This is a genomic window from Fluviicola sp. (genome assembly GCF_039596395.1).
Classification (GTDB): domain Bacteria; phylum Bacteroidota; class Bacteroidia; order Flavobacteriales_D; family Crocinitomicaceae; genus Fluviicola.
The window spans coordinates 364,190-388,949 of sequence record NZ_JBCNJT010000001.1 but is presented as its reverse complement, the minus strand read 5'-3'; the positions used below and the strand labels follow the sequence as shown (position 1 = coordinate 388,949).

General features: G+C 41.2%; 14 protein-coding genes and 1 tRNA gene. 6 read left to right on the top strand and 9 right to left on the bottom strand.

Going from position 1 to position 24,760, the window contains the following annotated elements; all coding sequences use genetic code 11:
• Window positions 1-34: 34 nt before the first annotated feature.
• The 5 genes from ABDW02_RS01490 to ABDW02_RS01470 all read right to left on the bottom strand — a co-directional run bounded on the left by ABDW02_RS01490 (window position 35) and on the right by ABDW02_RS01470 (window position 7,105).
• Window positions 35-1,582 carry a sodium:solute symporter gene (locus tag ABDW02_RS01490; RefSeq protein WP_343631440.1) on the bottom strand — a complete coding sequence of 516 codons (1,548 nt, stop codon included), beginning with the start codon at window positions 1,580-1,582 and terminating at the stop codon, window positions 35-37.
• Between the two features lie 84 nt (window positions 1,583-1,666).
• On the bottom strand, window positions 1,667-3,460 hold the full coding sequence (locus tag ABDW02_RS01485) for an AAA family ATPase (protein ID WP_343631438.1): 1,794 nt from the start codon (window positions 3,458-3,460) through the stop codon (window positions 1,667-1,669).
• 206 nt (window positions 3,461-3,666) lie between these two features.
• On the bottom strand, window positions 3,667-5,019 hold the full coding sequence (gene tig / locus ABDW02_RS01480) for a trigger factor (protein WP_343631436.1): 1,353 nt from the start codon (window positions 5,017-5,019) through the stop codon (window positions 3,667-3,669).
• A 74-nt stretch (window positions 5,020-5,093) separates the two neighbouring features.
• Window positions 5,094-5,175 (bottom strand) — tRNA-Leu (locus ABDW02_RS01475).
• Between the two features lie 301 nt (window positions 5,176-5,476).
• The gene (locus ABDW02_RS01470) at window positions 5,477-7,105 is read right to left on the bottom strand and encodes an alkaline phosphatase family protein (protein WP_343631434.1); all 1,629 of its coding nucleotides are present in this window, start codon (window positions 7,103-7,105) and stop codon (window positions 5,477-5,479) included.
• Window positions 7,106-7,177: 72 nt separating this feature from the next.
• On the opposite strand from ABDW02_RS01470, the gene ABDW02_RS01465 reads away from it, so the two are divergent.
• Window positions 7,178-7,768: a tRNA-(ms[2]io[6]A)-hydroxylase gene (locus tag ABDW02_RS01465; protein ID WP_343631432.1), complete on the top strand. Its 591-nt coding sequence runs from the start codon at window positions 7,178-7,180 to the stop codon at window positions 7,766-7,768.
• A 72-nt stretch (window positions 7,769-7,840) separates the two neighbouring features.
• Here ABDW02_RS01465 and ABDW02_RS01460 read toward each other — a convergent pair whose 3' ends face one another.
• The 3 genes from ABDW02_RS01460 to ABDW02_RS01450 all read right to left on the bottom strand — a co-directional run bounded on the left by ABDW02_RS01460 (window position 7,841) and on the right by ABDW02_RS01450 (window position 16,638).
• The gene (locus ABDW02_RS01460) at window positions 7,841-10,615 is read right to left on the bottom strand and encodes a histidine kinase (protein WP_343631430.1); all 2,775 of its coding nucleotides are present in this window, start codon (window positions 10,613-10,615) and stop codon (window positions 7,841-7,843) included.
• A gap of 187 nt (window positions 10,616-10,802) precedes the next feature.
• On the bottom strand, window positions 10,803-13,679 hold the full coding sequence (locus ABDW02_RS01455; RefSeq protein ID WP_343631428.1) for a histidine kinase: 2,877 nt from the start codon (window positions 13,677-13,679) through the stop codon (window positions 10,803-10,805).
• Between the two features lie 70 nt (window positions 13,680-13,749).
• Window positions 13,750-16,638, bottom strand: coding sequence for a histidine kinase (locus tag ABDW02_RS01450; protein ID WP_343631426.1), 2,889 nt, complete (start codon window positions 16,636-16,638; stop codon window positions 13,750-13,752).
• A gap of 127 nt (window positions 16,639-16,765) precedes the next feature.
• On the opposite strand from ABDW02_RS01450, the gene ABDW02_RS01445 reads away from it, so the two are divergent.
• Genes ABDW02_RS01445 through ABDW02_RS01430 form a run of 4 tightly spaced genes read left to right on the top strand, consistent with a single transcriptional unit; the run spans window position 16,766 to window position 22,655 of the window.
• Complete coding sequence (locus tag ABDW02_RS01445; protein ID WP_343631424.1) at window positions 16,766-17,230, top strand: MarR family transcriptional regulator; 465 nt, start codon at window positions 16,766-16,768, stop codon at window positions 17,228-17,230.
• A 39-nt stretch (window positions 17,231-17,269) separates the two neighbouring features.
• Window positions 17,270-18,301 (top strand): efflux RND transporter periplasmic adaptor subunit, encoded by a 1,032-nt coding sequence (locus tag ABDW02_RS01440; RefSeq protein ID WP_343631422.1) that lies wholly within the window; start codon window positions 17,270-17,272, stop codon window positions 18,299-18,301.
• The gene (locus ABDW02_RS01435; protein WP_343631420.1) at window positions 18,298-21,351 is read left to right on the top strand and encodes an efflux RND transporter permease subunit; all 3,054 of its coding nucleotides are present in this window, start codon (window positions 18,298-18,300) and stop codon (window positions 21,349-21,351) included. Before ABDW02_RS01440 ends, ABDW02_RS01435 begins: the two co-directional genes overlap by 4 nt.
• Window positions 21,348-22,655: a TolC family protein gene (locus tag ABDW02_RS01430; RefSeq protein WP_343631418.1), complete on the top strand. Its 1,308-nt coding sequence runs from the start codon at window positions 21,348-21,350 to the stop codon at window positions 22,653-22,655. The genes ABDW02_RS01435 and ABDW02_RS01430 overlap by 4 nt, the downstream gene beginning before the upstream one ends.
• Window positions 22,656-22,715: 60 nt before the next feature.
• On the opposite strand, the gene ABDW02_RS01425 is transcribed toward ABDW02_RS01430, so the two are convergent.
• Window positions 22,716-23,468, bottom strand: a complete 753-nt coding sequence (locus tag ABDW02_RS01425) for a LytTR family DNA-binding domain-containing protein (RefSeq protein ID WP_343631416.1) — start codon at window positions 23,466-23,468, stop codon at window positions 22,716-22,718.
• Between the two features lie 329 nt (window positions 23,469-23,797).
• Here ABDW02_RS01425 and ABDW02_RS01420 point away from each other — a divergent pair, with 329 nt between their 5' ends.
• Entirely contained in the window at window positions 23,798-24,754 is a 957-nt protein-coding gene (locus ABDW02_RS01420; protein WP_343631414.1) for a sulfatase-like hydrolase/transferase, read from the top strand.
• Window positions 24,755-24,760: the final 6 nt, after the last annotated feature.

Genomic DNA, 24,760 nt, shown 5'->3' with positions numbered 1-24,760 from the left:
TTCCAAAGGTTCAAAGATTTAATACCTTGAACTTTTAAACTGTTTGAACAGATTGGACAGTTTCACTTCCCGGTTTCGAAATCAGCCACAATCCGATGAAGGTCAATAACCCGTTCAGGATCAGCAATTCATTCCCGAATATGTATCCGCCGGCATATTTTCCGTCGGGCTGCAAAACACCGCCTGTCCAGGCCTGTGAATACTTGCTGATAAAGAAACAGATTGCCGGGATCAACACACAAATCAACGGCACCAGGTTTTCATTCAAACGCCGTTTGGTGAAAATTCCCAAAGCAAACAATCCGAGCAAAGGACCGTAGGTATAACCTGCCAACTTCAGGATCAAACCGATCAGATCTGTTCCCGGCGTGGAATCCACATACCAGTTCGTTGCAATAATGATCAACAGGAAAAGCAGGGAAAACCCGATATGCACCAGTAATTTGATGCGTTTCTTTTCTTTTTCTTCTCTCCGGTTAAAGTTCAGGAAATCGATACAAAAACCGGTGGTAAGTGCTGTAAGTGCGCTATCTGCCGATGCATACGAGGACGCGGTGATTCCCAGTAAAAAGAAAATCCCGGCTATGGAACCAAAATTACTCAAAGCCAGTTGCGGGAATGTGTGATCGGTGTTTGCCGGAACGTCGATGACTTTTGCCTGTGTATACACGTACAATGCTCCACCCAAAAGCAGGAACAGGAAGTTGGTAATTACCAGAACGGTTGTAAAAGAATACATGTTTTTCTTCGCATCACCGATGGATTTACACGTCAGGTTCTTTTGCATCAAATCCTGGTCCAGCCCCGTCATTGCAATCGCCAGGAACATTCCTCCGAAGAATTGCTTGTAGAAATACAGGGGAGAATTCGGATCATCGAAGAAGAAAATACGCGACATGGAATACCCGTTCTTAGTGCTGGAAGAAGTGATCTTGTTGTACAAGCCTGAGAAATCCACTCCCAAAGTCTGTGCAATGATGACCGTACAAATAACAACGGATGAAACCAGGAAGATCGTTTGGAATGCGTCTGTATAAACGATTGTCCGCACGCCGCCTTTGAACGTATAAACCCAGATCAGGACGATGGTCGTAAGAGTTGTAACCCAGTAAGGAACACCCAAATCTTCGAAGAGGAACATCTGGAGCACTTCCGTGGCAAGGTACAAACGGGTTGCTGATCCGAGGGTGCGTGAAAGAATGAAAAATGCTGCCCCGGTTTTGTAGCTCACTATTCCGAAGCGTTTGTTCAGGTATTCGTAAATGGACGTAACATTCAGCCGGTAATAGAGCGGCATCAGCACCTGTGCGATAACTACGTAACCGAGAATGTAACCCAAAACGATCTGGAAATAGGCCATTCCTTCGGAATATACTTTTCCGGGAACAGAAATGAACGTAACTCCGGAAAGTGAAGTACCGATCATACCGAATGCTACCAAATACCAGGGACTTTGCCTGTTTCCTGTAAAGAACGAATCTGTATCGGCTTTTCGGGATGTCAGGTAAGCCATCAGGATAAGCAATCCGAAGTAACCGATCAAAACGGCGGTAATCAGTCCTGGAGTTAACGTATTATTCATGGAGTTTTAATGAAGGTACTAAGTTAGTCAAATAGTTTCCTAAAAGACTAATAGATCTTTCAATCCTTTGAATACAATTCCACACTATTTTAACCTTTCACTCAAATATTTAAATACTTTGATTAAATCTGTTTCAGTCTCTTTACTTAAACTAATTTTTTCCATTTTTAAATTAAGCTCCTGGATACTTCGGTTAAAATGTTTTTTATTAAACTTGTGACTTGACGGATAATTTCTTTGTTGGATGGTATGTTTTTCATCTTCTTTAAAGAACTTTTCCAACGTGTAATCTTTCCACGTAGGATCAATCATATCGTAAGTATGAATTCTTTTTGAAATGCTTTCTCCAAAAGCTTCAATATATCTATCACGTTGTTTACGACCTTCTTTATCAGAATCTAAAAGAATAATAAAATTTCTTCCCCAACCTAAATAGAGACTTATTAAAGTATCCAGATTACTTGAACTAGTTCCAGGAATTACACTTATTGGTTTCTTAGTTTTAAAATAAATGTTTTGTAAATAATTCAACGTGTAAAAATCATTTTTTCCTTCTGTAAAAACAGCATCAGGAACTAAATCCAAATTACTAGGTTTGTAATCTAACACCTCCAAAATTGGTTGAAAATAACTATGTTGGTTTGGATGTTTCACCGCAAACTCACGATATTTTTTCACATGAATTTTAGTGTTTTTGGATACATAATTTGATTCATCTAAATAATCTATTGCATCATTTTTTATTACAAAAGTATTTTCTAACCACTTAGGGTTTATCAAATAATGACTATGGGTAGTGTAAATAACATTATGCAATTTCTCAAAACTATTAAGCAATTCAGACTGAGCAGAAGGATGTAAATTAGACGCAGGCTCATCAAACAAAAACAAAACCTGATTATTCTTTTTTCTATAGCTTCTGAATTGAGTTAACAAAATATATACAAAATACCATCTAAACCCAAGAGAACGCTCATTTATGCGATAAGTATCAACATCATCTTTTATATTAAACTCAATAAAGGGCCCTTTCTCATCTTTAGATGCTCTTAATATTATTTCCGTCTTTGATATTTCTTTATTGAAAATTTGATTCCATTTTGTAAAAATAACTTCTGTAAGTTTCTTTTGCATCTTACCAATCAAACTATCTAAATTCCTTCTTTCCTTATCATCTGTTGATTGAATTCTTTTAACTAAATGCTCACTCACATCAGTATCATTTTCCAAGGAATCCAGAACATCCTGTATTATTTTCTGATAAAACAAATGTTTTTTGTCATTTATGGTTGAATTCAAATAAACCTTTTCCGGAAATTCGAACAAGAAATTTGGAAAATACAAAATACTTGGCAAGCATTCCAAAATATATTTGACAACTAAATCAGTCTGAGTTTTATCGAATTTTTGAACTTTTTTCTTTTTCCCTTCAGTTCCGTAAAAATTAGGTCTCCATAACATTTGGGATTCATTTTGATCATGAATCGAATTTTTGAAAACATAGCTTTGAGTGAAGATAATATTCTTCTCAAAGGAGACTAGATTCAGATCATTTTCTTTATATATTCTCTTCAAGCCTTCAATATCAGAATCTTCCATGACAACTTCAGCTTCTATAGTAATTTCATCATTAAAATTATCCCGTTTGTTAATTGGAATTAAATCATGAATATCATCAATTGAATAATTCTGAAGATCTAAGGCATCAAGTTTTTCAGGATTATGTGCAAAAAAATTAATTGCTTCAAGTATTGTAGTTTTACCACTTTCATTAAGTCCAACCAATGTATAAATATTACTATTTGATTTTTTTGAAAGCTCTATTCTAGCTGATTCAATACCTTTAAAATTTTTAAAACTAAAATAAGTATAACGCATTCTTTACAATTTAGATTTTCTCGAATCCCTAGATAAAATTTTAAGGATTTGATAAGTATGATACATAATGGCTGTTATAGTGGTTACAAGAAAATAGCAGCTAAACATCAAAAGTAATTTTTTGTCTCAATATTCGAATTAATTCTTCTAAAAAAACAAAAAGGGAGACAAACTGCCTCCCTTTCAATATGATTAATATAACCTAATTACTTATTCGCCAGTTCAACGAACTCATCGTAAGAAACTTCTTTCGAGTTCAATTTCACTGTATCCTTGAAGTATTGTGTCAATTTTGTTTCTGCAAGCATGTCGTAAATACGGTTTGCTTCCTCGCGGTTTTGCAACGCTCCCGCAGCTTGTTTGGTCAATTCCGCATCCTCAGGAGCAGGAATTCCGTACTGTGCAAACTGGTTTGCGATCAATCCTTTTGTGAATTCGATCACTTCTGCGTTATCCAATTTGATATCGTTCGCTTTGAAGATATGCCCCTGGATCAACTGCCATTTCAAATCTTTTGCATAGCTATCGTAATCCGCTTCGATTTGCTCGATAGTGATCGGCTTCTCGTTTGACAACTGGATCCAACGCTTTAAAAAGTCATTCGGAAGGTTTACAGGTGTGTTTTCAACCAAATCACGGTAAACTTCGCGAGTCAACAAACGGTCCGAATCATTTGCGAACATGTTTTTCAAATCAGAGCCGATGCGCTCACGCAATTCTTTTTCAGAAGAAATAGCCCCTTCACCGAACAATTTGTCAAACAAGTCCTGGTTCAATTCAGCCAATTCCATACGCTTGATGTCGTTGATAGTCATTTGGTAGGAATCTGAATGGTTTGCCAATTCTTCCGGCTTAATTCCAAGCATTGCAGCTTTATCGCTGTCACCACGTGTAATTGCAGAAGCAGAAACCGTTACTTTATCTCCTACTTTCTTACCAACCAATGATTTTTTCACTTTCTTGTCTTCCACAAACTCCATAGAAGTTGTTGAAGAGTGCATGATTCCGCCTTCTTTGATAGATCCGTCCTCATTCAACTCAACGAATTGGGCCAAAATCATATCCGTATCGTTTACCTCATCCGTGGAAGTCATTTTTCCGTAACGGCGACGTAAATCATCGATTTGCTGGTCGATCAGTTTATCATCGATCTTCACCTGAACGTAATCGTATTTGCTTTTGTTGGTCAATTTCAAATCGATAGCCGGAGAATATCCGATCTCGTAAACGAATTCAAAATCTCCCGGATTGTCGAAATCGCCTTTTACCTCTGATCCTTCTTTCGGGATCGGGTTTCCAAGGATTTCCAGTTTATTTTCCTGAACGTAAGCATACAAAGCATCGGAAACCAATTTGTTCATTTCTTCAGCTAAAACACCTTTTCCGTATTGTTTTTGGATCAAGCCCATCGGAACTTTCCCCGGACGGAATCCAGGAATTTTCGCTTGCTTGCGATATTTATCTAAGGAAGCAGCTACTTTGCTTTGGTAGTCTGCCGGTGAAACCTGCACTGTTAACAATGCTGTTTCTGCATTAACTTCTTGACGTGTTACGTTCATTCCGTTTTCTTTTAATTCTTAATGTGTATAAACAAAAAATGGTCTTCATTGACAAACAACGAGACCATCTGAAGTGCGGATGGAGGGACTCGAACCCGCACACCTCTCGGCACTAGATCCTAAGTCTAGCGTGTCTACCAATTTCACCACATCCGCATATATTTAAGTGTAAAACACCAAATATTCTATTTCAATTTCCAGGAATTTCGATCAATTCCGCCCTTTTGGGTGCACAAAATTAGTGATTATTTCAATTTCTGCAAGCAGATGGAAAGATTTTTCAATAAAAAAAGTAAAAACGGGGCTTCGGCTTCGCCCGGCTGCCTTTACTTTTTGTTCTAATCGATTATGAATCAATTATCTGACTGGTTTATTTTATTTTTTTAAATATGGTGACACGATCTTTAAACATATGTGAGGCGATTTTAAACAAGTAGTGACGCGAGGCATCGCGTCACTACTTAAATAATTCCACCATCGGTTTACCGACTGCGGTGTTTGGCCGCTGCACATCCAGTATATGCACCAAGGTTGCTGTAATATCCACAATCTCGTATGGTGTAAATACATCCTGCGGAAGAATATCTTTTCCATAAAACAACACCGGCACATGTGTGTCGTAATTAAATGCAGAGCCGTGACTTGTTCCTTTGTGTGACCCCGGAGTATCAGCCGTTTTTGGCAGATAACCCGGCTGAAGAATGAAGATCAATTCCCCGCTTCGTTCCTTGTCATACCCGGAAGCTACCATTTGCTGCCAGTTTTCTGCCGTTTTGGAAAGCAATTCTTCTTTCGTGTAAACGCGCTTTACTTCCGTCCATTTCGCAATTTCTGCTTTGAACAGCGTAATAACGGATGCTTCCAATTCGGTACCCAACACATTATCGGTCAAATACACATTGTCGTTCTCAATCGTATTCAAATAGTCTTTCCCGAATTTTGCCACACAAGCTTTTCTCAAGTCCGCTATCTTGCTCTGAAGAAACAAATAACCTCCCGGCAATTGATGATCTTTCAAAAACTGCGGAACTGGAACAACGGCGTGATCTGCCGTCAGGAATACCACGTATTGTCCTTTACCTACTTCTTTATCAAGGGTCTGGAACAAACGCGCCAGTTCCCGGTCCAAACGGAAATACATGTCTTCCATCTCCAGGGAATAAGGTCCGAAGGTGTGGCCTGCAATATCCGGAGTCGAATAACTGATTGTCAGGAAATCGGTTGTTGCATGTTTTCCCAGTTGTTCTTTGGAAAGTGCCTGAATGGCGAAATCTGTCAGGAAAGTATTTGCCGAAGGTGTGATAGTGAATAAATTGTACTGATCAATCAGAGCTGCTTTACTGAAGTCGTAAGGAAAAACAGGACTTGTCTTCCCTTCTACCAATCCTTCATAAGGAGAATTGTCCTGGTTGATGTACGTATAGCAAACCGAATCTTTCAATAAATTCCACGGGGTACTTATATATTTCGAAACCAGTTTTTGATCGTTGAACTGGCTCACCCAAAGCGGGAGTTCTTTTTTATAGAAGGTCGAAGTGATGAAATTCCCGGTTGCATAATCGTACCAATAAGAACCGTCTGACAAATGCCCCGCAGGTAAAATGGCGCTCCGGTCTTTGATGGAAACTCCGATCACCCTGGAAGACGGGTAAGTGAGTTTCAATTGGTCCGTAATGGTGTTTGATCGCAGGAAATACGGCGACCGCTGTCCGTAAGCACTTGTTGAACCAACCGTTGAAACCGTTGTGTCTTCCACGCAATTCACTTCCCGGTTAAAAGGCCGGTAATGCCACTCATTGGCTACAATTCCGTGATTGCTCGGTGTGCTTCCCGTGTAAATGGACGCGTGTCCCGGGCCGGTATAGGTAGGAACGTAATTATAGGTCACGTTTCTGAAATGAGCTCCCTTGTCCATCAACCGTTTGAAACCGTCCTTGCCGAACTGCGGATAAAAGCGGTATAAATAATCGTAACACATCTGGTCCACTACAATTCCGACAACTACTTTCGGGGCATTTTTTTGGGAAAATGACGGATTGAAATTCCAGGAAAAACAAACCAGCAACAACACAACTAACGATCTCATAATTCAAACTTATTCTAACAAAACTAGGATTTGAATTCAAGAAATCGCGAAATTTGCGGTAAAATTTCAATTATGTTAGGTTTAAAATTACCAACCGACCCGCGCTGGGTGAACATTGTAGAGAAAAACATTGCGGAGATCCTGACAGATCATGCCTTCTGCGAACAAAAAGCAGCCAGCAATGCCATTTCTATTATTGTTCAGTACCCGCAATACCCGGATATGGTAAAAGCCATGATAGAAATTTGCCAGGAAGAAATGGAACATTTCGGGATGGTACACGATAAGATACTGGAGCGCGGATTTGAACTTGGGTTTGAGCGCAAGGATCCTTATGTCCATGATTTGCTGGACTTTTTAAAGCACGCACATTCGGGTAATCCCAAAAAATCGCACATGGTGAACCAGTTGCTTTTTGCAGCAATGATCGAAGCCCGCAGCTGCGAACGCTTCAAAATCCTTTCAGAAGAGATCAACGACGAAGACCTTCGCGGGTTTTACCGAAGCCTGATGGAAAGCGAAGCACGTCATTATACCGTATTCCTGAATTTTGCCCGCAAATACGGCGATGGAATTGACGTGGATGCGCGCTGGAAAGCATTCCTGGAATTTGAAGCATCCCTGATGGACAAATACGGGAAGGCAGAGACGATGCACGGCTAATCAATTCAAAATTTAAAATGTAGAATGCAAAAAATTGTAGACACTCTTTTTTGAATTTTGAATTTTGCATTTTCAATTAGTTGGTATAGGAATCGTCAAAATGACTTTTGTTCCCGGGAATGCCGGATTGGACTCGTCCGCATCACTTACCTCCACACTGAAACCTTCCCTGTTCCTTGCCTGGAGGGATTTCATCCGCTCTTCCGTGATCTGTGTCCCATAGGATTTATGCCCGGTATCCCGCTTGTTCCTTTGCGATTCTTTATAACCTATTCCGTTATCCCGGATCAATACTTTCAGGTGGTCACCTTCTTTGTAGAACCGGATCAGCAGTTCAGCACCCTGGGTCCGTTTCGGTAATCCGTGAATGATGGCATTTTCAACGTAAGGCTGGATCAGCATCGGCGGAATACAAGGAGTCAAAGGCAATTGATTGAAATCACACTCGATCCGGAAGGTAAACCCATTTTTAAAACGCATGTTTTCCAGTAAAATGTAATTCTTCAACGTTTCATATTCCTCTTCAATCGTAATGTAGGTTGCCCTGGAGTTGGAGAGCGTCTGGCGGATCAGTTTGGCAAATCGCAACAGGTATTTTTCGGCATTCTCATTTTCTTCATACAACAGGAAACTGTGAATGGAGTTCAATGAATTGAAGATAAAGTGCGGATTCATCTGCGCAGAAAGCGCCATGCGTTCCAGTTCCATCATCCGGTTCAGCAATTCGTTTTTCCGGTTAGAAGCTTTTATGGTATACTTCAAAACTCCATAAAACAATCCGATCACCAACCCGATATAAAGCAAGATAAAATACCAGCGCAGAAAAATGTGCTGCTCCACTTCAAAAACAGTCAGTTTGACCGGTTTTGTCCAATAATTTAAGTGATTCAGATAGGAAACCTCCAATGTATAAATCCCATTCGAAGGATTATTCAGGACAATTTCACCCTTATCTGTTTTCGTCCAGGTTTGATCTTTACCGAACCGGTATTTGTAAACAACAGAAGGATTCAGGTTCCTGTTGGAAAGATTGATTTTAATAAGATCTGTTTTTGAAGGAAGTATCTTACCAGGTGAGAGTTCCTTGTTTTTGGCAAAAGCACGGACTGAAAAAAGTTCAATCGGGCATCCTCTGCGTTCTTTTTTCACTTTCAGGAAGTCGATTTTCTGAACACCAAACTTGGTGGAAACATAAACGGTCTTATTGTAGGCATAGATATCCATTACTTCTGCACTGGAAATCAGGTTCCTGTTTACAAAACAACTACTGTTTATTTTCCCGTTTTTCTTTTCCAATAAAAACAGCCCTTTTTCACTTACTACCCAAAGCCCGTCTTTTTCATCGAAGAAAATACCCGAAACCTGTGTTCCGATGTTGAGATCCGGAGCAAATCCGGAAGCTACCTCACTTTCCATGTCAATGTGATAAATACCCGCCAGGCTTGAATAGGCCAGTAAGCCCCAGGTTTTATTATATTCCAACTGGTTGATCCGCTTTCTTAAAACAGGCCGGTAATGTTCTGACATTTTTGATTTTTCCAGATCAAAGCAAAAAACACCTTCGTCGAATAAAATGAACATTTTCTTATTCCTGAATTTATAAAACCAGTAAAAAGCTCCTACCAGCTTTGACCGGTCAATAAAATTAACATCATATCCGTTCATGTATACGGGCCCCTTCATCTCAACTATTTCATACCGTCGTCTCGACAAGCCCATCACGAATTGTCCGTTGGTATAAACAGGATTTCCATCATAAGTTGCATCGACATCCTTCCAGCCGCTCCAATCCACAATCCCACTCTTAAAAGCGAATCCATCTCCTACAGGCAGCAAATTATACTTATAAACTATTTTACCGACGTCTTTACAGAGAAACGGCGGGTACAATTGCTGCCATTTACCCACATAATAGTTGATAATGATCTTTTCCTTATTTCCACTGATAAAGCGCACCTCTTCGTTCACTTTATTCCCGTTGACGGATAATTGTCTGAATGCTTCGTCATACAAAGCAAAAATGCCGTTTTCCAATGTCGTAATCCATAAAGTTCCATTGAAATCTCTATACGCCGAGGTTACTGAATAATTTGGTAAATAGTGGCTGACGAGTACCAGTTCTTTTTTCTCCGGATCGAACCGAAACTTTTTCAACCCATTCTTGTACAATCCTACATATAAAAAGTCTTTATCCGCATCCAAGCCAATTATCTCATGCCCCGGATCATCGACCACCTGTATGAACCTTTGATCATAACTAAAATAAAGCTTGTAATTCGTTGTCAAAAAATACTTGCCTTGATATTTCTTAGCCCTGGTTGTTCCTGCTAAACGGACATTTCCCAATAAACCGCTGGTATTATTCTTATTCAAATAAATATCCGATGTCGTAGCGTTTGTTTTCTGCAGGCTTAATAATTCATTACCAAACTCAAAAAGATACGTGTTTTCATTGAACCCGTCAGATAAATCCTTCACTTTACCAGTTGCACTTACAGCAATCATTTTCTTTTGGGCAACACAGTAAACAATCGACTGGTCTTTTTTGACATGAAGGGAGATGCCTATGTTTCTCCCGACCGGGACATGCTTCTCAAGTAAATGGTTGTATTTGTAAGCCTGCATTTTCCCATTCTGGAAAACACTTAAAAGGCCGTTAAATCCAATAAACCAGACTCCTCCGTTCGGATCTTCCACCACTCTGAAATTGACAATATCACTCAGTCCGTTTTCCGTGGTATAGGTATAAAATTCAAATCCGTCGTATTTAACAACTCCTTTGTCCGTGAGGATCCACAATAGTCCTGACTTATCCTGGTGAACCTGGTAGGTTTCTGAACTTGGCAATCTGTTTTTTATTCCGAAATGATCGTAATTGTATTCCCATGAGATACTATTTTTTTGCGCAGACGCAATACATGCAATCGCAAGAAAGAGAAATCCACAAAAAAAAGACCTTATCAAAACGGTACCAGAGATTTAGATTTACAGCAAATGTAAAAGAATTCCGTATCTCTTTATTTTTTTTGCCGGTTTAAATAGGAATTGTCAAAATGACTTTTGTTCCCGGGAATTCCGGATTGGATTCATCCGCGTCACTTACCTCCACACTAAAACCTTCCCTGTTCCTTTCCTGGAGGGATTTCATCCGCTCTTCCGTAATCTGTGTTCCATAAGATTTATGCCCGGTATCCCGCTTGTTCCTTTGCGATTCTTTATAACCGATTCCGTTATCCCGGATCATTACTTTCAGGCGGTCACCTTCTTTGTAGAACCGGATCAGCAGTTCAGCACCCTGGGTCCGTTTCGGTAATCCGTGAATGATGGCATTTTCAACGTAAGGCTGGATCAGCATCGGCGGAATGCATGGATTTAAAGGCAATTGATTGAAATCACACTCGATCCGGAAGGTAAACCCATTTTTAAAACGCATGTTTTCCAGTAAAATGTAATTCTTCAACGTTTCATATTCCTCTTCAATCGTAATGTAGGTTGCCCTGGAGTTGGAAAGCGTCTGGCGGATCAGTTTGGCGAATCGCAGCAGGTATTTTTCAGCATTCTCATTCTCTTCATACAACAGGAAACTGTGAATGGAGTTCAATGAATTGAAGATAAAATGTGGATTCATTTGAGCAGAAAGTGCCATTTGTTCCAACTCCATCATCCGGTTCAACAATTCACTCTTGCGGTTTGCTGCTCTTACCGTATATTTCAAAATTCCATAGAACACAAGAACGACCAACCCGATATAAAGCAAGATAAAGTACCAGCGCAGGAAAATGATTTTCTCAACTTCAAACACTCCCAGTTTTACAGGTTTCGTCCAATGATTAAACGAATCCAGATAAGAAACTTCCAAAGCATATACTTTATCAGATGGATTATTCAGAACAATTTCTCCTTTATCTGAAACATTCCATGTTTCGTTTGCACCGAAACGGTACCTATAATGGTTACTGCCATCCAAACCTTTGTTCATCAGAAAGATTTTAATCAGGTCCGTTTCAGAAGGATAAACGATATTCCGTTCCAATTTCCTGTTATTTGCAAATACTTTTATCTCAAGTAAAGAAATCGGATTCGTAAATTGTTTTTTCTTCACTTTGGGAACGTTTATCCGCTGAACACCGAATTTAGTTGCCAGGTAAAGCACATCCTCATAGGCATACATATCCATAATTTCCGGAGAAGACAATCGGTCACGATTCACGAAAAACAGGACTTTCGCTTTCCCGTTTTTCTTTTCCAGCAGAAATATTCCTTTTTTGTTTGCCAACCATAACTGGTCCTTTTCATCAAAGAAAATGCGGATGATCTGTTTTCCCAGATTTAAATCCGGGGCAAACTGCACCGCCCTGTTCGTTTCCTCATTGATTTCAAAAGCTCCTTCACTTGTTGAATAGGCAAGAAGCCCCCAAACACGGTTGTAAATCAAACGGTCCAGTCGTTTCAAGAGCACTGGACGATACGATTTCTGAAGTTTTCCGTCTTTAACTGGAAGAACAAACACCCCGTCATCGAACAACATAAACAACTTATCCTTCCTGTAGAAATGGAACCAGTAAAACGATCCGGTTATTCCCGAACGGACCACTTCGCTAAAGTCATTCCTGGTTACTGTGCTTTTTCCCACCTCGACAATTTCCCTTGCAAACTGATCTACTCCCAAAAAAGAAGTATCTGTTTTATAGAGCGGGATCAGACTATGACTATCATCTACGTCCTTCCAATCGCTCCAATCCGCAACTCCCTTGTGAAAAATGAAACCGTTATTAGCTGGCAGCATATTGAATTGATGATTTATTCTTCCCTGTTCTTTTTGTAAAAAAGGGGGATACAATTGCTGCCATTTACCTACATGGTAAGTGAGGATAATTTTGTTTTTGTTTCCATTCACGAAACGGATCTCTTCGTTCAATTTGTGCTTATTCATATAAAGCTGTTGAAAAGCCTCATCGTAAATAACATAAATTCCGTTCTCAAGGGTTGTAAACCACAAAGCCCCATTGTGATCTAAGCTCACTGAACTTACAGAGTAATTCGGGAAATAATGCCGGACGAAAACAAGCTCTTTGGTCTTTGGATCGAACCGGTATTTTTTTACTCCGTTCTTGTAAAAACCGATGTAAAGGTATTGATCATCTGTATCTAAACCGATAACTGACTGATTTCCTGAAATCAAACGAAATTGGTACCCGTCATGCAAATAGGCTTTCGATCCGGCAATCACAAAATAATGCTGTTTGTGTTTTTTTGCCCGAAGTGTTTGGTTGAAAACGATTTTTCCCAGAAATATTTTCTTCTTCCCTCTGATCAAAAAAACCTTCTTGAAATCATTCGTTGTAATGGTCTTTTGAAGCAGCAGCTGCCCCCCATAATCCATCAGGTAGCCGGCATCCACCGTTTCCTTCATTAAATTAGTTACTCTTCCTTTTTTACTGATCTTAACAGTTGTTCGTCCGGAAGAATTATAGATGATCGATCCATCCCGGTTTACATGGATCATTATATTACCCGACTTGTATGACTTCAAGGATTTTTGAATTTTCGGATTGTACCGGTAGGGCTTCATTTCCCCTTTCTTGTACACACTTAACAGTCCATTAAACCCGATAAACCAAATTCCTCCATCAAGGCCTTCCACCATCCGGAAATTGACATTATCGCACAATCCATTTTCTGTGGTGTAAGTTTTAAACTGAAATCCGTCGTAGCGCACAACTCCCCTGTCTGTTAAAATCCACAACAGTCCTGACTTATCCTGGTGAACCTGGTACGTTTCCGAGCTTGGAAGCCCGTTCTTGATTCCAAAATGATCATAGTTGTATTCCCATGAAATACGATTTTCTTGTGCAAATACAGTAATTGCAATTCCAAGAAAGAGAAACCCACAAAAAAAAGACCTGATCAAAACAGTACCGGAGATTTAGATTTACAGCAAATGTAAAAGAATTCCGTATCTCTTCATTTTTTTAGCCTGTTTAAATGGGAATAGTCAAAATGACTTTTGTTCCCGGGAATTCCGGATTGGACTCGTCCGCATCACTTACCTCCACACTGAAACCTTCCCTGTTCCTTTCCTGGAGGGATTTCATCCGCTCTTCCGTGATCTGTGTCCCATAAGATTTATGCCCGGTATCCCGCTTGTTCCTTTGCGATTCTTTATAACCGATTCCGTTATCCCGGATCATTACTTTCAGACGGTCACCTTCTTTGTAGAACCGGATCAGTAGTTCAGCACCCTGGGTCCGTTTCGGTAATCCGTGAATAATGGCATTTTCAACGTAAGGCTGGATCAGCATCGGCGGAATGCATGGATTTAAAGGCATTTGATTGAAATCACATTCGATCCGGAAGGTAAACCCATTTTTAAAACGCATATTTTCCAGTAAAATGTAATTCTTCAACGTTTCATATTCCTCTTCAACCGTAATGTAGGTTGCCCTGGAGTTGGAAAGCGTCTGGCGGATCAATTTGGCGAATCGCAGCAGGTATTTTTCGGCATTCTCATTTTCTTCATACAACAGGAAACTGTGAATGGAGTTCAGTGAATTGAAGATAAAGTGCGGATTCATTTGAGCAGAAAGTGCCATGCGTTCCAGTTCCATCATCCGGTTGAGCATGTAGTTTTTCTTATTGACCGATTGAATCGATAATTTCAGGATCATGTAAAACAGAACAATTAACAAGACAGCATAAAGCAATAGAAAATACCAACGCAGGAAAAGGACCTTTTCAACGGAAAAACTATACAAAATTTTGGATGCAGACCATTTTCCGTTTTCGTTCAAACATGCCACTTCCAGGTTAAAATCCCCGTTGGTTGGATGGTTCAAAATAATCTCTCCTTTATTGGATTTGACCCATGTTTCATCTGCAGCAAAACGGTAACGGTATTCGACAGGTTTATCGAGTTTTTTACTGAATAGCGAAATTTTGATCAGATCCGTTTTAGCCGGATAAACCTTGCTTCTGACAAGCTGTTTATTACTGGTAAATCCCCTCGCGGAAAATACTTCCAACGGAAAACCGCTCAATCCTTTTTTTACTTTCTGCCATTCAATTTTTTGAACGCCCACTTTGGTTCCCAGGTAAACCACCTGGTTATACGCATACAAGTCTGTGATCTCACTGCTGGATAAAAGACTGTTATCCAGAAACGAATTGACCGACATCTTTCCATGCTTCCTGACAAGCAGGAAAATTCCTTTCCGTGTTGAAACCCATAATTGGTCTTTTTCATCGAAAAAGAAGGTTAAAATTTGTTTCCCTAATCCCAGATCAGAAGCAAATTCTCTCGCTTTTCCGGTATGCGTATCTATGGTAAATATTCCTTCCGAATTTGAGCAGGCAATCAATCCCCACACGGGATTATATTTCATCAAATGGATCCTTTTCTTTAAAACAGGACGTGGTTTGTCGCCAAATTTTTTATGCTGTATTTCCAAAACAAACACTCCCTGGTTATACACTTCAAAAAGCTGATTATTCGCAGTGATGTAATACCAATGAAACGCGCTGCTAAGCTTGTCGTCTCCACCGGTATGCGCCAAAACCCTCAAAATAGTATTCACAGGTCTTATTTCCATAACCCTGGTAGTATCTTCCTTCGTGTTTCCAACAAGTGACTTTCCAGTTTGATAGACCGGATTTACCGGATAGCTATCGTCCACTTCAGGCCAGTCACTCCAATCCACAATCCCTTTTTTAAAGGCAAATCCATTTCCAAAAGGCAGTAAATTATACTTCTCAAGCATTTTTCCTGCATCTTTACACAAATAAGGCGGGTAAAGCTGCTGCCATTTTCCCACATAATGAGTCAATACCACTTTGTCTTTATTCCCATTGATGAACCGGACTTCACCGTTGAATCGTTTGCCATTGATTGATAACTGCCGGATAGCTTCATCATGAATAGCAAACATTCCTTTTTCCAGCGTGGTAAACCACAACGTGCCATTCAGATCCCGGCAAGCCGATGTCACTGAAAAACCTTTTAAGTAATGCCCTGCCAGGATCAGCTTTCTGGTTCTGCGATCAAAACGGAATTTTTTCACTCCTCCCTTGTAATATCCGATATATACGAATTCCTCATCTGTATCCAATCCAATTGCAGCAGTTGTACCGGGAATCAATTCGAATTGTTTCCCACCATTCATGTAAGCTTTGTGATTGGCTAGGGCGAAATACTGTTTCTTGTGTTCCTTAGCCCTGACTGTAATCGTAAAAAAAAGCTTACCGATGACTATTTTCCGGTTATTCCTTATCAAATAGGTATTTACCGGACCATTGACTCTGTGCAAAGCACTATGGGGCAGAAAATCATTCCCGAACTGCCAGAATGACGCTCCGTTTAGTGATCGAAAGGGCAACTCTTTTAACCGGCCATTTTTACTGATTGTAAAAATTCCCGATTTGAAAGAACTGTAAACAATGGAAAGATCCTCATTAACGTGCATGGAAATGATTGGATTCTGGGCGGTATCGAGCTTCTTCCTAATCAGGTGATTGTATGGATAGGGTTGCATTTTTCCATCCCTGAAAACACTCAACAATCCGTTGTACCCGACAAACCAGACACCTCCCTGCGAATCTTCCACGACCCGGAAATTGACATTGTCAGCCAATCCGCTTTCCATCGTATAAGTATGGAACTCATATCCGTCATAACGCACTATTCCCCTGTCAGTCAAAACCCACAACAACCCTGATTTGTCCTGGTAAACCTGGTAAGTTTCCGAACTCGGCAACCCATTTTTAATCCCAAAATGCTTGTAGTTGTATTCCCAGGAAATCTCTTTTGTTTGTTGCGAAAGAGCTTTTGCAGCAGTGAAAACCAGAAAAAGGCTATATAGGATATACTTGATCAAAATGATGAACTTGTTGATACAGGAATGTAAATGTACATGAATCTGCTAATTTTCGTCAATTTTTCGTTAAATCAAAAACTACTTACCCCGTAATTAGTTAGCTTTACTAACTATCCAAAAAAAGATTATGAATACACAAGAATGGCCGTTAGGCCGATTTTTCAGCATTCTAACAAAACAATATATCGGGAAAGTAGCAATGCTCCTGGAACACACTCCTGTTGACCGGTATTATTTCCCTTTGTACCTCATCGGCAAGAACAGCGGAAATATTAATCAGCAGGAACTGGCAGATCAGCTTTTAATGGATAAAGTTTCCATGGTGCGTATTATTGATGCTTTGCAAAAAGACGGTTTTATCGAGCGGAAAACCAACCCCAAAGACCGCAGGGAACGCACGCTTCACATTACTGCCAAGGCGGAACCATGGATTTTGGAAATCGAAAAAGGGATTAAAGAGGCCAATGAATACTTTTTCAGCTTGCTTGATCCATCTTTACATGCTAACTTTCAGTTAATTCTGTCGGAACTGGTTACCAAAACACAAGATATCCCGGCAGACCAGTTTGAATTTTTTTACCCGCAGAAATAAACCTGCCGGAATTTTTTTCATCCAACGAAAATAAAACCCATGACAACAAAGATTTCACCGATTCTGGCATTTATCCTTCTCCTGAGCGCCTGCGGAGAGAAAAAAGAGGATTTAAAAGCGCAAAAAGCGCCCACCATTACCGTGGATGTTGTTCAGATCAAAGCCGGTGAAGTTGTCCGGTCCATAGCCATTCCCGGTTCTGTGATACCGAACGAGCAAGTAGATATTTATTCGGAAGTTTCCGGAAGAATCCAGCGTATTTCATTCAGAGAAGGGCAAACCGTTGCAAAAGGAACCGTTCTTGTGCAGGTCGATTCCGACATCCTGAAGGCGCAAAAAGCACAATTGCTGGTAGAACAGGACCTGGCGGAAAAAGACGAAGCACGAAAACGAAGTTTATACCAGTCAAAAGGAATCAGTTTGCAGGATTACGAAGTTTCCCAATCGGCACTTGCAGATGCCCAAGCGAAATTGGATCTGTTAAACGTTCAGATCTCCAAAGCAACGATCCGCGCTCCTTTTTCAGGGAAAATCGGCTTGAGGCATGTGAGTGAAGGAGCTTTTATTTCTTCCAGCACCCTGATTACTTCTATTGTACAGGAAAATCCTGTCAAGATCGAATTCTCCGTACCTGAAAAGTATGCACGGAATGTCCGGATCGGGCAGATCATCAAATTCAAAACAGACGGTGATTCCAAGTCGTATTCCGGGAAAGTGTATGCTTTCGAACCGCGCATAGACGAAGGAACACGAATGATGACTGTTCGTGCTTCTCTTCCCAACCCCGGTGGGCTTATTGCAGGATCTTTTGTTTCGATCAATTACGACATGGGCAAAGAAGAAAATGCATTCATGGTTCCGACAGAAAGCGTTGTTCCGATCTTGAAAGGCCAAAAGGTATTCGTTGTACGGAACGGATTGGTAGAAGAAATCCCTGTTGAAATAGGCATCAGAACGCCGGATAAAGTACAGGTAATCGGGAATTTGAAAGAAGGCGACCAGGTGCTGATTTCCGGATTGCTGGCTGTGAAAGCAGGATCAGCTGTGAAAACTAAAATCGCCGGCCAATGAATATCGCGTCCCTAAGTATCAACAGGCCGGTACTGGCCTCTGTACTTTCGATCATCGTGGTTCTTTTCGGGGTGATCGGGTTCCTGTTCCTGGGAGTTCGCGAGTTTCCTTCCGTTGATCCGCCAATCATTACCGTTACAACCAATTACACCGGAGCAAACCCGGATGTGATCGAGTCACAGATTACCGAACCACTGGAAGAAGCCATTAACGGTATTTCCGGGATCCGGACCGTAAGTTCCACCAGTTCAGACGGAAGAAGTTCCATTACGGTGGAATTTGATTTGAGTGTAGACCTCGATGCGGCGGCAAACGACGTTCGCGACAAAGTATCCGGAGCAATCCGAAACCTTCCCCAGGACGCTGATCCGCCTGTGGTCGTAAAATCAGATGCCAATGCCGAAACCATTTTCTCGCTGACTGTTCAGTCCGATAAAAAATCCTTGCTGGAACTGTCTGATTTGGGGAATAACGTCTTTAAAGAGCGCCTTCAGACGGTCAAAGGAATTTCCGAAATCCGCATCTGGGGAGAAAAGAAGTTTTCCATGAAACTCAACCTCGACCCGGAGAAAATGGCAGGTATGAATATCACTCCTTTCGAAGTTCAGAATGCCCTGACAAATCAAAATGTCGAATTACCATCCGGACGTATTGAAGGAAACTCTGTCGAACTTACGATTCGCACATTCGGAAGGCTTTCCACGGAGGAAGAATTCAACAACATGATTATTGCCAGGAAAGGAACGCAGATCATTCGTTTAAAAGACATCGGCCAGGCTGTTCTTTCTCCCGAAAACGAGCGTACATTGCTTCGCGGAAATCACGGAACTCCGATGATCGGTATTGCTGTGAATCCGCAACCCGGGGCAAATTACATTGAAATAGTTGATGAAATTTACAAGAAGATCGATCAGATCAAAAAAGAACTTCCGGCTGATGTGCGTTTAGGAGTAGCTTTGGATGCCACACAAAACATCCGTAAATCCATTTCAGAAGTAGAAGAGACTATTTTGATAGCCTTCGGTTTGGTAGTTGTCATTATTTTCCTGTTCCTGCGTGACTGGCGCACAACGCTCATTCCCATTATTGCGATTCCCATTTCTTTGATCGGGACGTTTTTCATCATGTACATTTCCAACTTCTCCATCAACTTACTGACACTCCTGGGAATTGTTCTTGCTACCGGATTAGTTGTTGATGATGCAATTGTAGTGATGGAAAACATTTACTCGCGCGTGGAGAAAGGAGAAGATCCGAAAGAAGCCGCGCACAAAGGTTCCGCTGAAATTTTCTTCGCCATTATTTCCACAACCATCACACTTTCCGTAGTGTTTTTACCGGTTATTTTCCTGCAGGGATTAACGGGTCGTTTATTCCGTGAATTCGGGATCGTGGTTGCGGGATCGGTGATCATTTCCGCTTTTATTTCATTGACACTGACGCCAATGATGAGTTCCCGTTTATTGAAAAAGAAGGAACGGCATTCACGTTTTTACAAAATGACGGAAGTATGGCTGGATAAATTGATGTCAGGTTACCGAAACGGCCTTACCCGTTTTATGAAACGGGCGTGGATCGCATTCATCCTGACACTAACGTGTATCGGGATCATCATCTGGACGTTCCTGAGCTTACAGTCCGAACTTGCTCCTATGGAAGACAAGGGGCGGTTTCAAATCCGCTCCACTGCCCCCGAAGGAACTTCTTTCGAACGCATGGACGCACACCAGCAGCAATTGATCAGTTTAATCGATACGATGCCGGAAAAAGACAATATCATCGCTGTAACTTCTCCGAATTTCTCTTCCAATGCCGTAAATACCTCTTTTATCCGGGTAAACCTCGTACCGGGAAAAGAACGGAAACGCACGCAGGAAGAAATTGTCAATGCGCTCACTCCGGTTTTGGGATCCTACAACTTTGCGAAGAACATGATCATCCAGGAGCAAACGATCGGTGGTGGACGCCAGGCAGGATTTCCGGTCCAATATGTTATCCAGGCCCCGAACTTCGATCAGATGAAAGAGATCCTTCCGAAGTTTTTAGAAAAGGCAAGTGCAGATCCTGCTTTTAAAATGGTTGATGTGGATTTAAAATTCAACAAACCTGAATTGCAGGTCGAGATCGACCGCGACAAAGCCTCCAGCCTGGGCGTAGATGTAAAAGAGATTGCTTCCACCCTGCAACTTTATTTTTCGGGGCAACGTTACGGTTATTTCGTTTTGAATGGTAAACAATACCAGGTAATCGGCCAGGCAAACCGGGATAAAAGAAATGATCCGGCCGACTTAAGTACTGTGCAGGTTCGTACCGACCAGGGAAATCTGATTCCGATAGACAACGTGGTTAAGCTTTCCAATGAATCGAGCCCGCCACAGCTTTACCGGTATAACCGCTACATTTCAGCAACTGTTTCTGCACAGCCCAATGATGGATTTACGATTGGCGACGGAATACGGGCAATGGATAAAGTTGCTGCAGAAGTACTTCCGGAAAGTTTCTCCCACAGTTTGGCAGGAACATCCAAGGAATTCGCAGAAAGCGGTAACAGCATCATTTTCGCTTTTATACTGGCCCTGGTACTCATTTACCTCATTCTGGCAGCACAATTTGAAAGTTTCAGTGATCCGGTCATTATCATGATCACTATTTTCCTGGCTCTGGCAGGAGCATTCCTTTCCTTGTGGATTACCGATCAAACACTCAATATCTTTTCCCAGATCGGTGTCATTGTATTGGTTGGTTTGGTCGTTAAGAATGGAATCCTGATCGTGGAGTTTGCAAACCAAAAACGTGAGGAAGGATTTAACATCCGTGATGCGATCATAGAAGCCGCGGCTCAGCGTTTCCGGCCTATTTTGATGACCACCCTGGCAACTATCCTGGGAGCACTTCCGATTGCACTGGCACTGGGTGATGCGGCAACCAGCCGGGTTTCCATGGGTATTACCATTGTAGGTGGTTTGGCATTCTCCCTGATTCTTACACTGTTCGTGATACCGGGATTATACGTCTACCTGACATCCAAAAAATTGAAAGTAAAGCCATGAAAAACAGCATTCTTGTCTTCCTTATTTTTTTCAGCACCAACGCTTTTTCCCAGCAGGTACTCTCCCTGGAGGAGGTTATCAAACGCACGCTGGAAAAGAATTTCGATGTATTGATCCAGCGCAACAATGTCCAAATGGCCGATAATTCGAACAATGTCGGTGCGGCAGGGTATCTCCCGACAATTGCTATAAATGCCGATCAGAACTGGACAACCACCAATACGCGTCAGGAATTTTATTCCGGACAGGTGAATGAAAAGAAAGGAGCAAACAACAACTCATTGGTAGCTTCTGCCCGCCTGAACTGGACTTTCTTTGATGGTTTTGCAATGTTTGCACGGGATAAACGCCTGCAATTGCAGGAAGACCTGGCAACCGTGAATCTTACCGCACAGATGGAAATGTCGATCTACCAGGCTTCCGTTTTGTACTACAGTTTACAATATTACAAACGCATGCAGGTCGTCTATGAGGAAGCCATTCAATTATCCAAAGAGCGTTACGAACTCATCCTGCTGCGATCCAAAAACGGCGCTGCCAGTGATCTGGAGTTACTCCAGGCAAAATTGGATCTCAATACCGACAGTTCGAATTACCTGGGCCATTTAAACCTCATCAGTAAAATGAAAGTGGATTTGGCTATGGTGATGGGAGAAGCCGGCGAAACATCCTTCGATGTAGACGATAATATTCCGGTCATTCAGGCGCTGGACAAAACCACTATTTTGGAAAACGCACTCGCTCAAAACACCAGTTTGCTGGTTCAGAAAAGCCAGATCGCTATTATTGATCAGCAGCGAAAAGAACTGCAAAGCCGTTACTATCCGCAATTGTCGTTCTATACCCAATATGCAGCTACAATTTCCAAAAGCGAAGTTGGCGTGCTCTCTTCCAACCGCAGTTTAGGTCCGGGAATCGGGCTCACGTTGAGTTGGACCATTCTCGACGGTCTATCCAACGTGACTAACGTGAAGAATAACAAACTTCAGAAAGAAAATGCCGAATATGCCGTTGAAAAACAGGAACAAACCATTAAGACGGAAGTGGACAAAGCTTGGCAGGATTACACTTTTTCAGAAAGAATGTACCGTTTGGAGAACAGTTCAATAGTGAATACCACTGAAATGTTTGAGATCGCTCAAAAATCCTTTGAAAACGGTTCATTGACACAATTTGAATTGCGCGAAATCCAGTTCTCTATCATCCAGGCAAAGAACAGGCAACTGACTTCGGAGTTCAACCTCAGAACCGCAGTATTGAATGTATCCTTATTTACCGGAGATTATAAGAAATTGATCCCTTAAAATATTTTTGGCCAGTGGGGACGCGATGCGTCGCGTCCCTACCAGAATGCCAAAAATATTTTACAAAAAATGCGTTTGCAGATCGCGGATCACATCTTCTTTCTTCTGGCGTGAGATCGGGATTTTCAAGCCGTTTTTCATCTTGATGTAACCGCCTTCTTCTTTGAGGTATTCTTCCACAAATTTCATGTTGACAATAAATGATTTATGCGGACGAATAAAGTTGACATTCACTTTTAATTTATCATCGAAGAATTTAAGAGGTTTGGAAACCAGGATTTCCTTTCCGTCATCGAGGAAAACTTTGCAATAAGAACTGTCTGCTTCAAACGACACAATAGAATCCAGGCGCACGAAACACATTCCGTCTGCTGTGGGAATGGAAATTTTACGCTCTCCGTTCCCGTATGAAATCATAATTTGGTCGGCACTCATGGAACGTCTTTCACGCACTTTATCCAATGCCTGGTTGACCGCTTCCACAAATAATTCCGAATCGATCGGTTTCATCAGATAATCCAAAGCCTGGTACCTGAAAGCTTTCACGGCATATTGATCAAAAGCAGTCGTAAAAATAATCTGGGCAGCAAAAGCATCGCTTTCATCCAGTACATCGAACCCCGTACCATCACCCAAATTGATATCGATGAATATCAGGTCAGCTTCTGTTTCATTGATTAGTTGTACAGCAGATTTAAATGAATCTGCTTCTCCGAGAACCTGGAAATTTGGAAAATAGCGCTCCAAGTATTTAGAGATAACACGCCTAGCATCGACTTCGTCATCAATTATTAATACTCTCTTGTTCTTCATAGTCATCGAAATAAATAGTTGTAATCTCCTTAGTTAAAATTGCGGCAAAAATTGTAGAGTAAATTTGAAAGGAATCTTTTGAACCGGATTTGAAATTAATGAATAGTAAGATACAAAAAAGGAATGATCTTTTTCCCTATTTGAAAATAGAAATCTTACGCAATGAATTAAAAATTTAATCCCGAAAAAGCTTACCATAAGCAGAAGTCTCTCAGTTTAGAATTCTAAAATTAAGAAACGTTACAAAATTGGGTTTATTTTAGAATGCTAATATTTCACAATCGTTCTATTTCATTTAAAAAAGTAACTTTATGGCTTCAAAGTGAAACATGGCTAAATTGTTACTTTCAGTGGTAATCGCAGTTGGAGTAATCCTTACCTCCTCTTTCGATTTCAACAGACTGCCTGAGGAGCAACCCGTAAAATACCATACGGAATACGTTTTTGTGCTGATTATTGACGGGCCCCGCTATACGGAAACATTTGGCGACACGACTTATCAATACATCCCGCATCTTGGAAATGAACTCAAAAAAGAAGGCGTATTGCTGAGCAATTTCCGGAATAACGGACCTACTTACACCATTTCCGGGCATTCGGCGATTATTACAGGAAGATACCAGCGTCTTTCAAATGCCGGAAAACAATTGCCCAAGTATCCAACCATGTTCCAATACTACCTGCGGGAAAAAGGAGTTCCTAAATCGGACGCATGGGTGGTTTCCAGCAAGGGAAAACTGGAAGTGCTTGGAAATACGAACTACAAGAAATGGTGGAATGTGTACAAACCGGAAACGTACTGCGGATTGCACGGAAACGGGGCCGATTACACTTCAGACCAGGAAACATTTGATAAAGTGACCGAATTGCTTTCAGGGAATAACCCGCCGCATCTGATGCTGATCAACTTATTGGCAGCCGATGCCTACGCGCATTCGAAGCAATGGGACATGTACCTGAAATCCATCCAAAAATGCGACGATTATGCTTTCCAGTTGTGGAACATGATCCAGTCGAATGAGAAATTGAAAGACAAAACTGCTTTGATCATTACCAACGATCACGGCCGTCATTTGGACGGACACAAGGATGGATACATCAGCCACGGCGATAACTGTGAAGGATGCAGACACATCAGTTTACTGGCCATGGGCCCCGATTTCAAGAAGAACGTAGAATCCAAAGAGTGCGCAGAGCAATTGGATATCAGCAAAACGATCTCCGAAATCCTGCATTTCTCCGTACCAACCGGGAAAGGCCGGGTTTTGAAAGAATTGTTTAAATAATTCCCA

What these genes read in the sequence shown, in the direction of transcription:
- ABDW02_RS01490 (WP_343631440.1), bottom strand. Translation starts at nt 1,582, where the DNA reads ATGAATAATACGTTAACTCCAGGACTGATTACCGCCGTTTTGATCGGT.
- ABDW02_RS01465 (WP_343631432.1), top strand. Translation starts at nt 7,178, where the DNA reads ATGTTAGGTTTAAAATTACCAACCGACCCGCGCTGGGTGAACATTGTA.
- ABDW02_RS01485 (WP_343631438.1), bottom strand. Translation starts at nt 3,460, where the DNA reads ATGCGTTATACTTATTTTAGTTTTAAAAATTTTAAAGGTATTGAATCA.
- tig (WP_343631436.1), bottom strand. Translation starts at nt 5,019, where the DNA reads ATGAACGTAACACGTCAAGAAGTTAATGCAGAAACAGCATTGTTAACA.
- ABDW02_RS01420 (WP_343631414.1), top strand. Translation starts at nt 23,798, where the DNA reads ATGGCTAAATTGTTACTTTCAGTGGTAATCGCAGTTGGAGTAATCCTT.
- ABDW02_RS01425 (WP_343631416.1), bottom strand. Translation starts at nt 23,468, where the DNA reads ATGAAGAACAAGAGAGTATTAATAATTGATGACGAAGTCGATGCTAGG.
- ABDW02_RS01445 (WP_343631424.1), top strand. Translation starts at nt 16,766, where the DNA reads ATGAATACACAAGAATGGCCGTTAGGCCGATTTTTCAGCATTCTAACA.
- ABDW02_RS01470 (WP_343631434.1), bottom strand. Translation starts at nt 7,105, where the DNA reads ATGAGATCGTTAGTTGTGTTGTTGCTGGTTTGTTTTTCCTGGAATTTC.
- ABDW02_RS01435 (WP_343631420.1), top strand. Translation starts at nt 18,298, where the DNA reads ATGAATATCGCGTCCCTAAGTATCAACAGGCCGGTACTGGCCTCTGTA.
- ABDW02_RS01440 (WP_343631422.1), top strand. Translation starts at nt 17,270, where the DNA reads ATGACAACAAAGATTTCACCGATTCTGGCATTTATCCTTCTCCTGAGC.
- ABDW02_RS01430 (WP_343631418.1), top strand. Translation starts at nt 21,348, where the DNA reads ATGAAAAACAGCATTCTTGTCTTCCTTATTTTTTTCAGCACCAACGCT.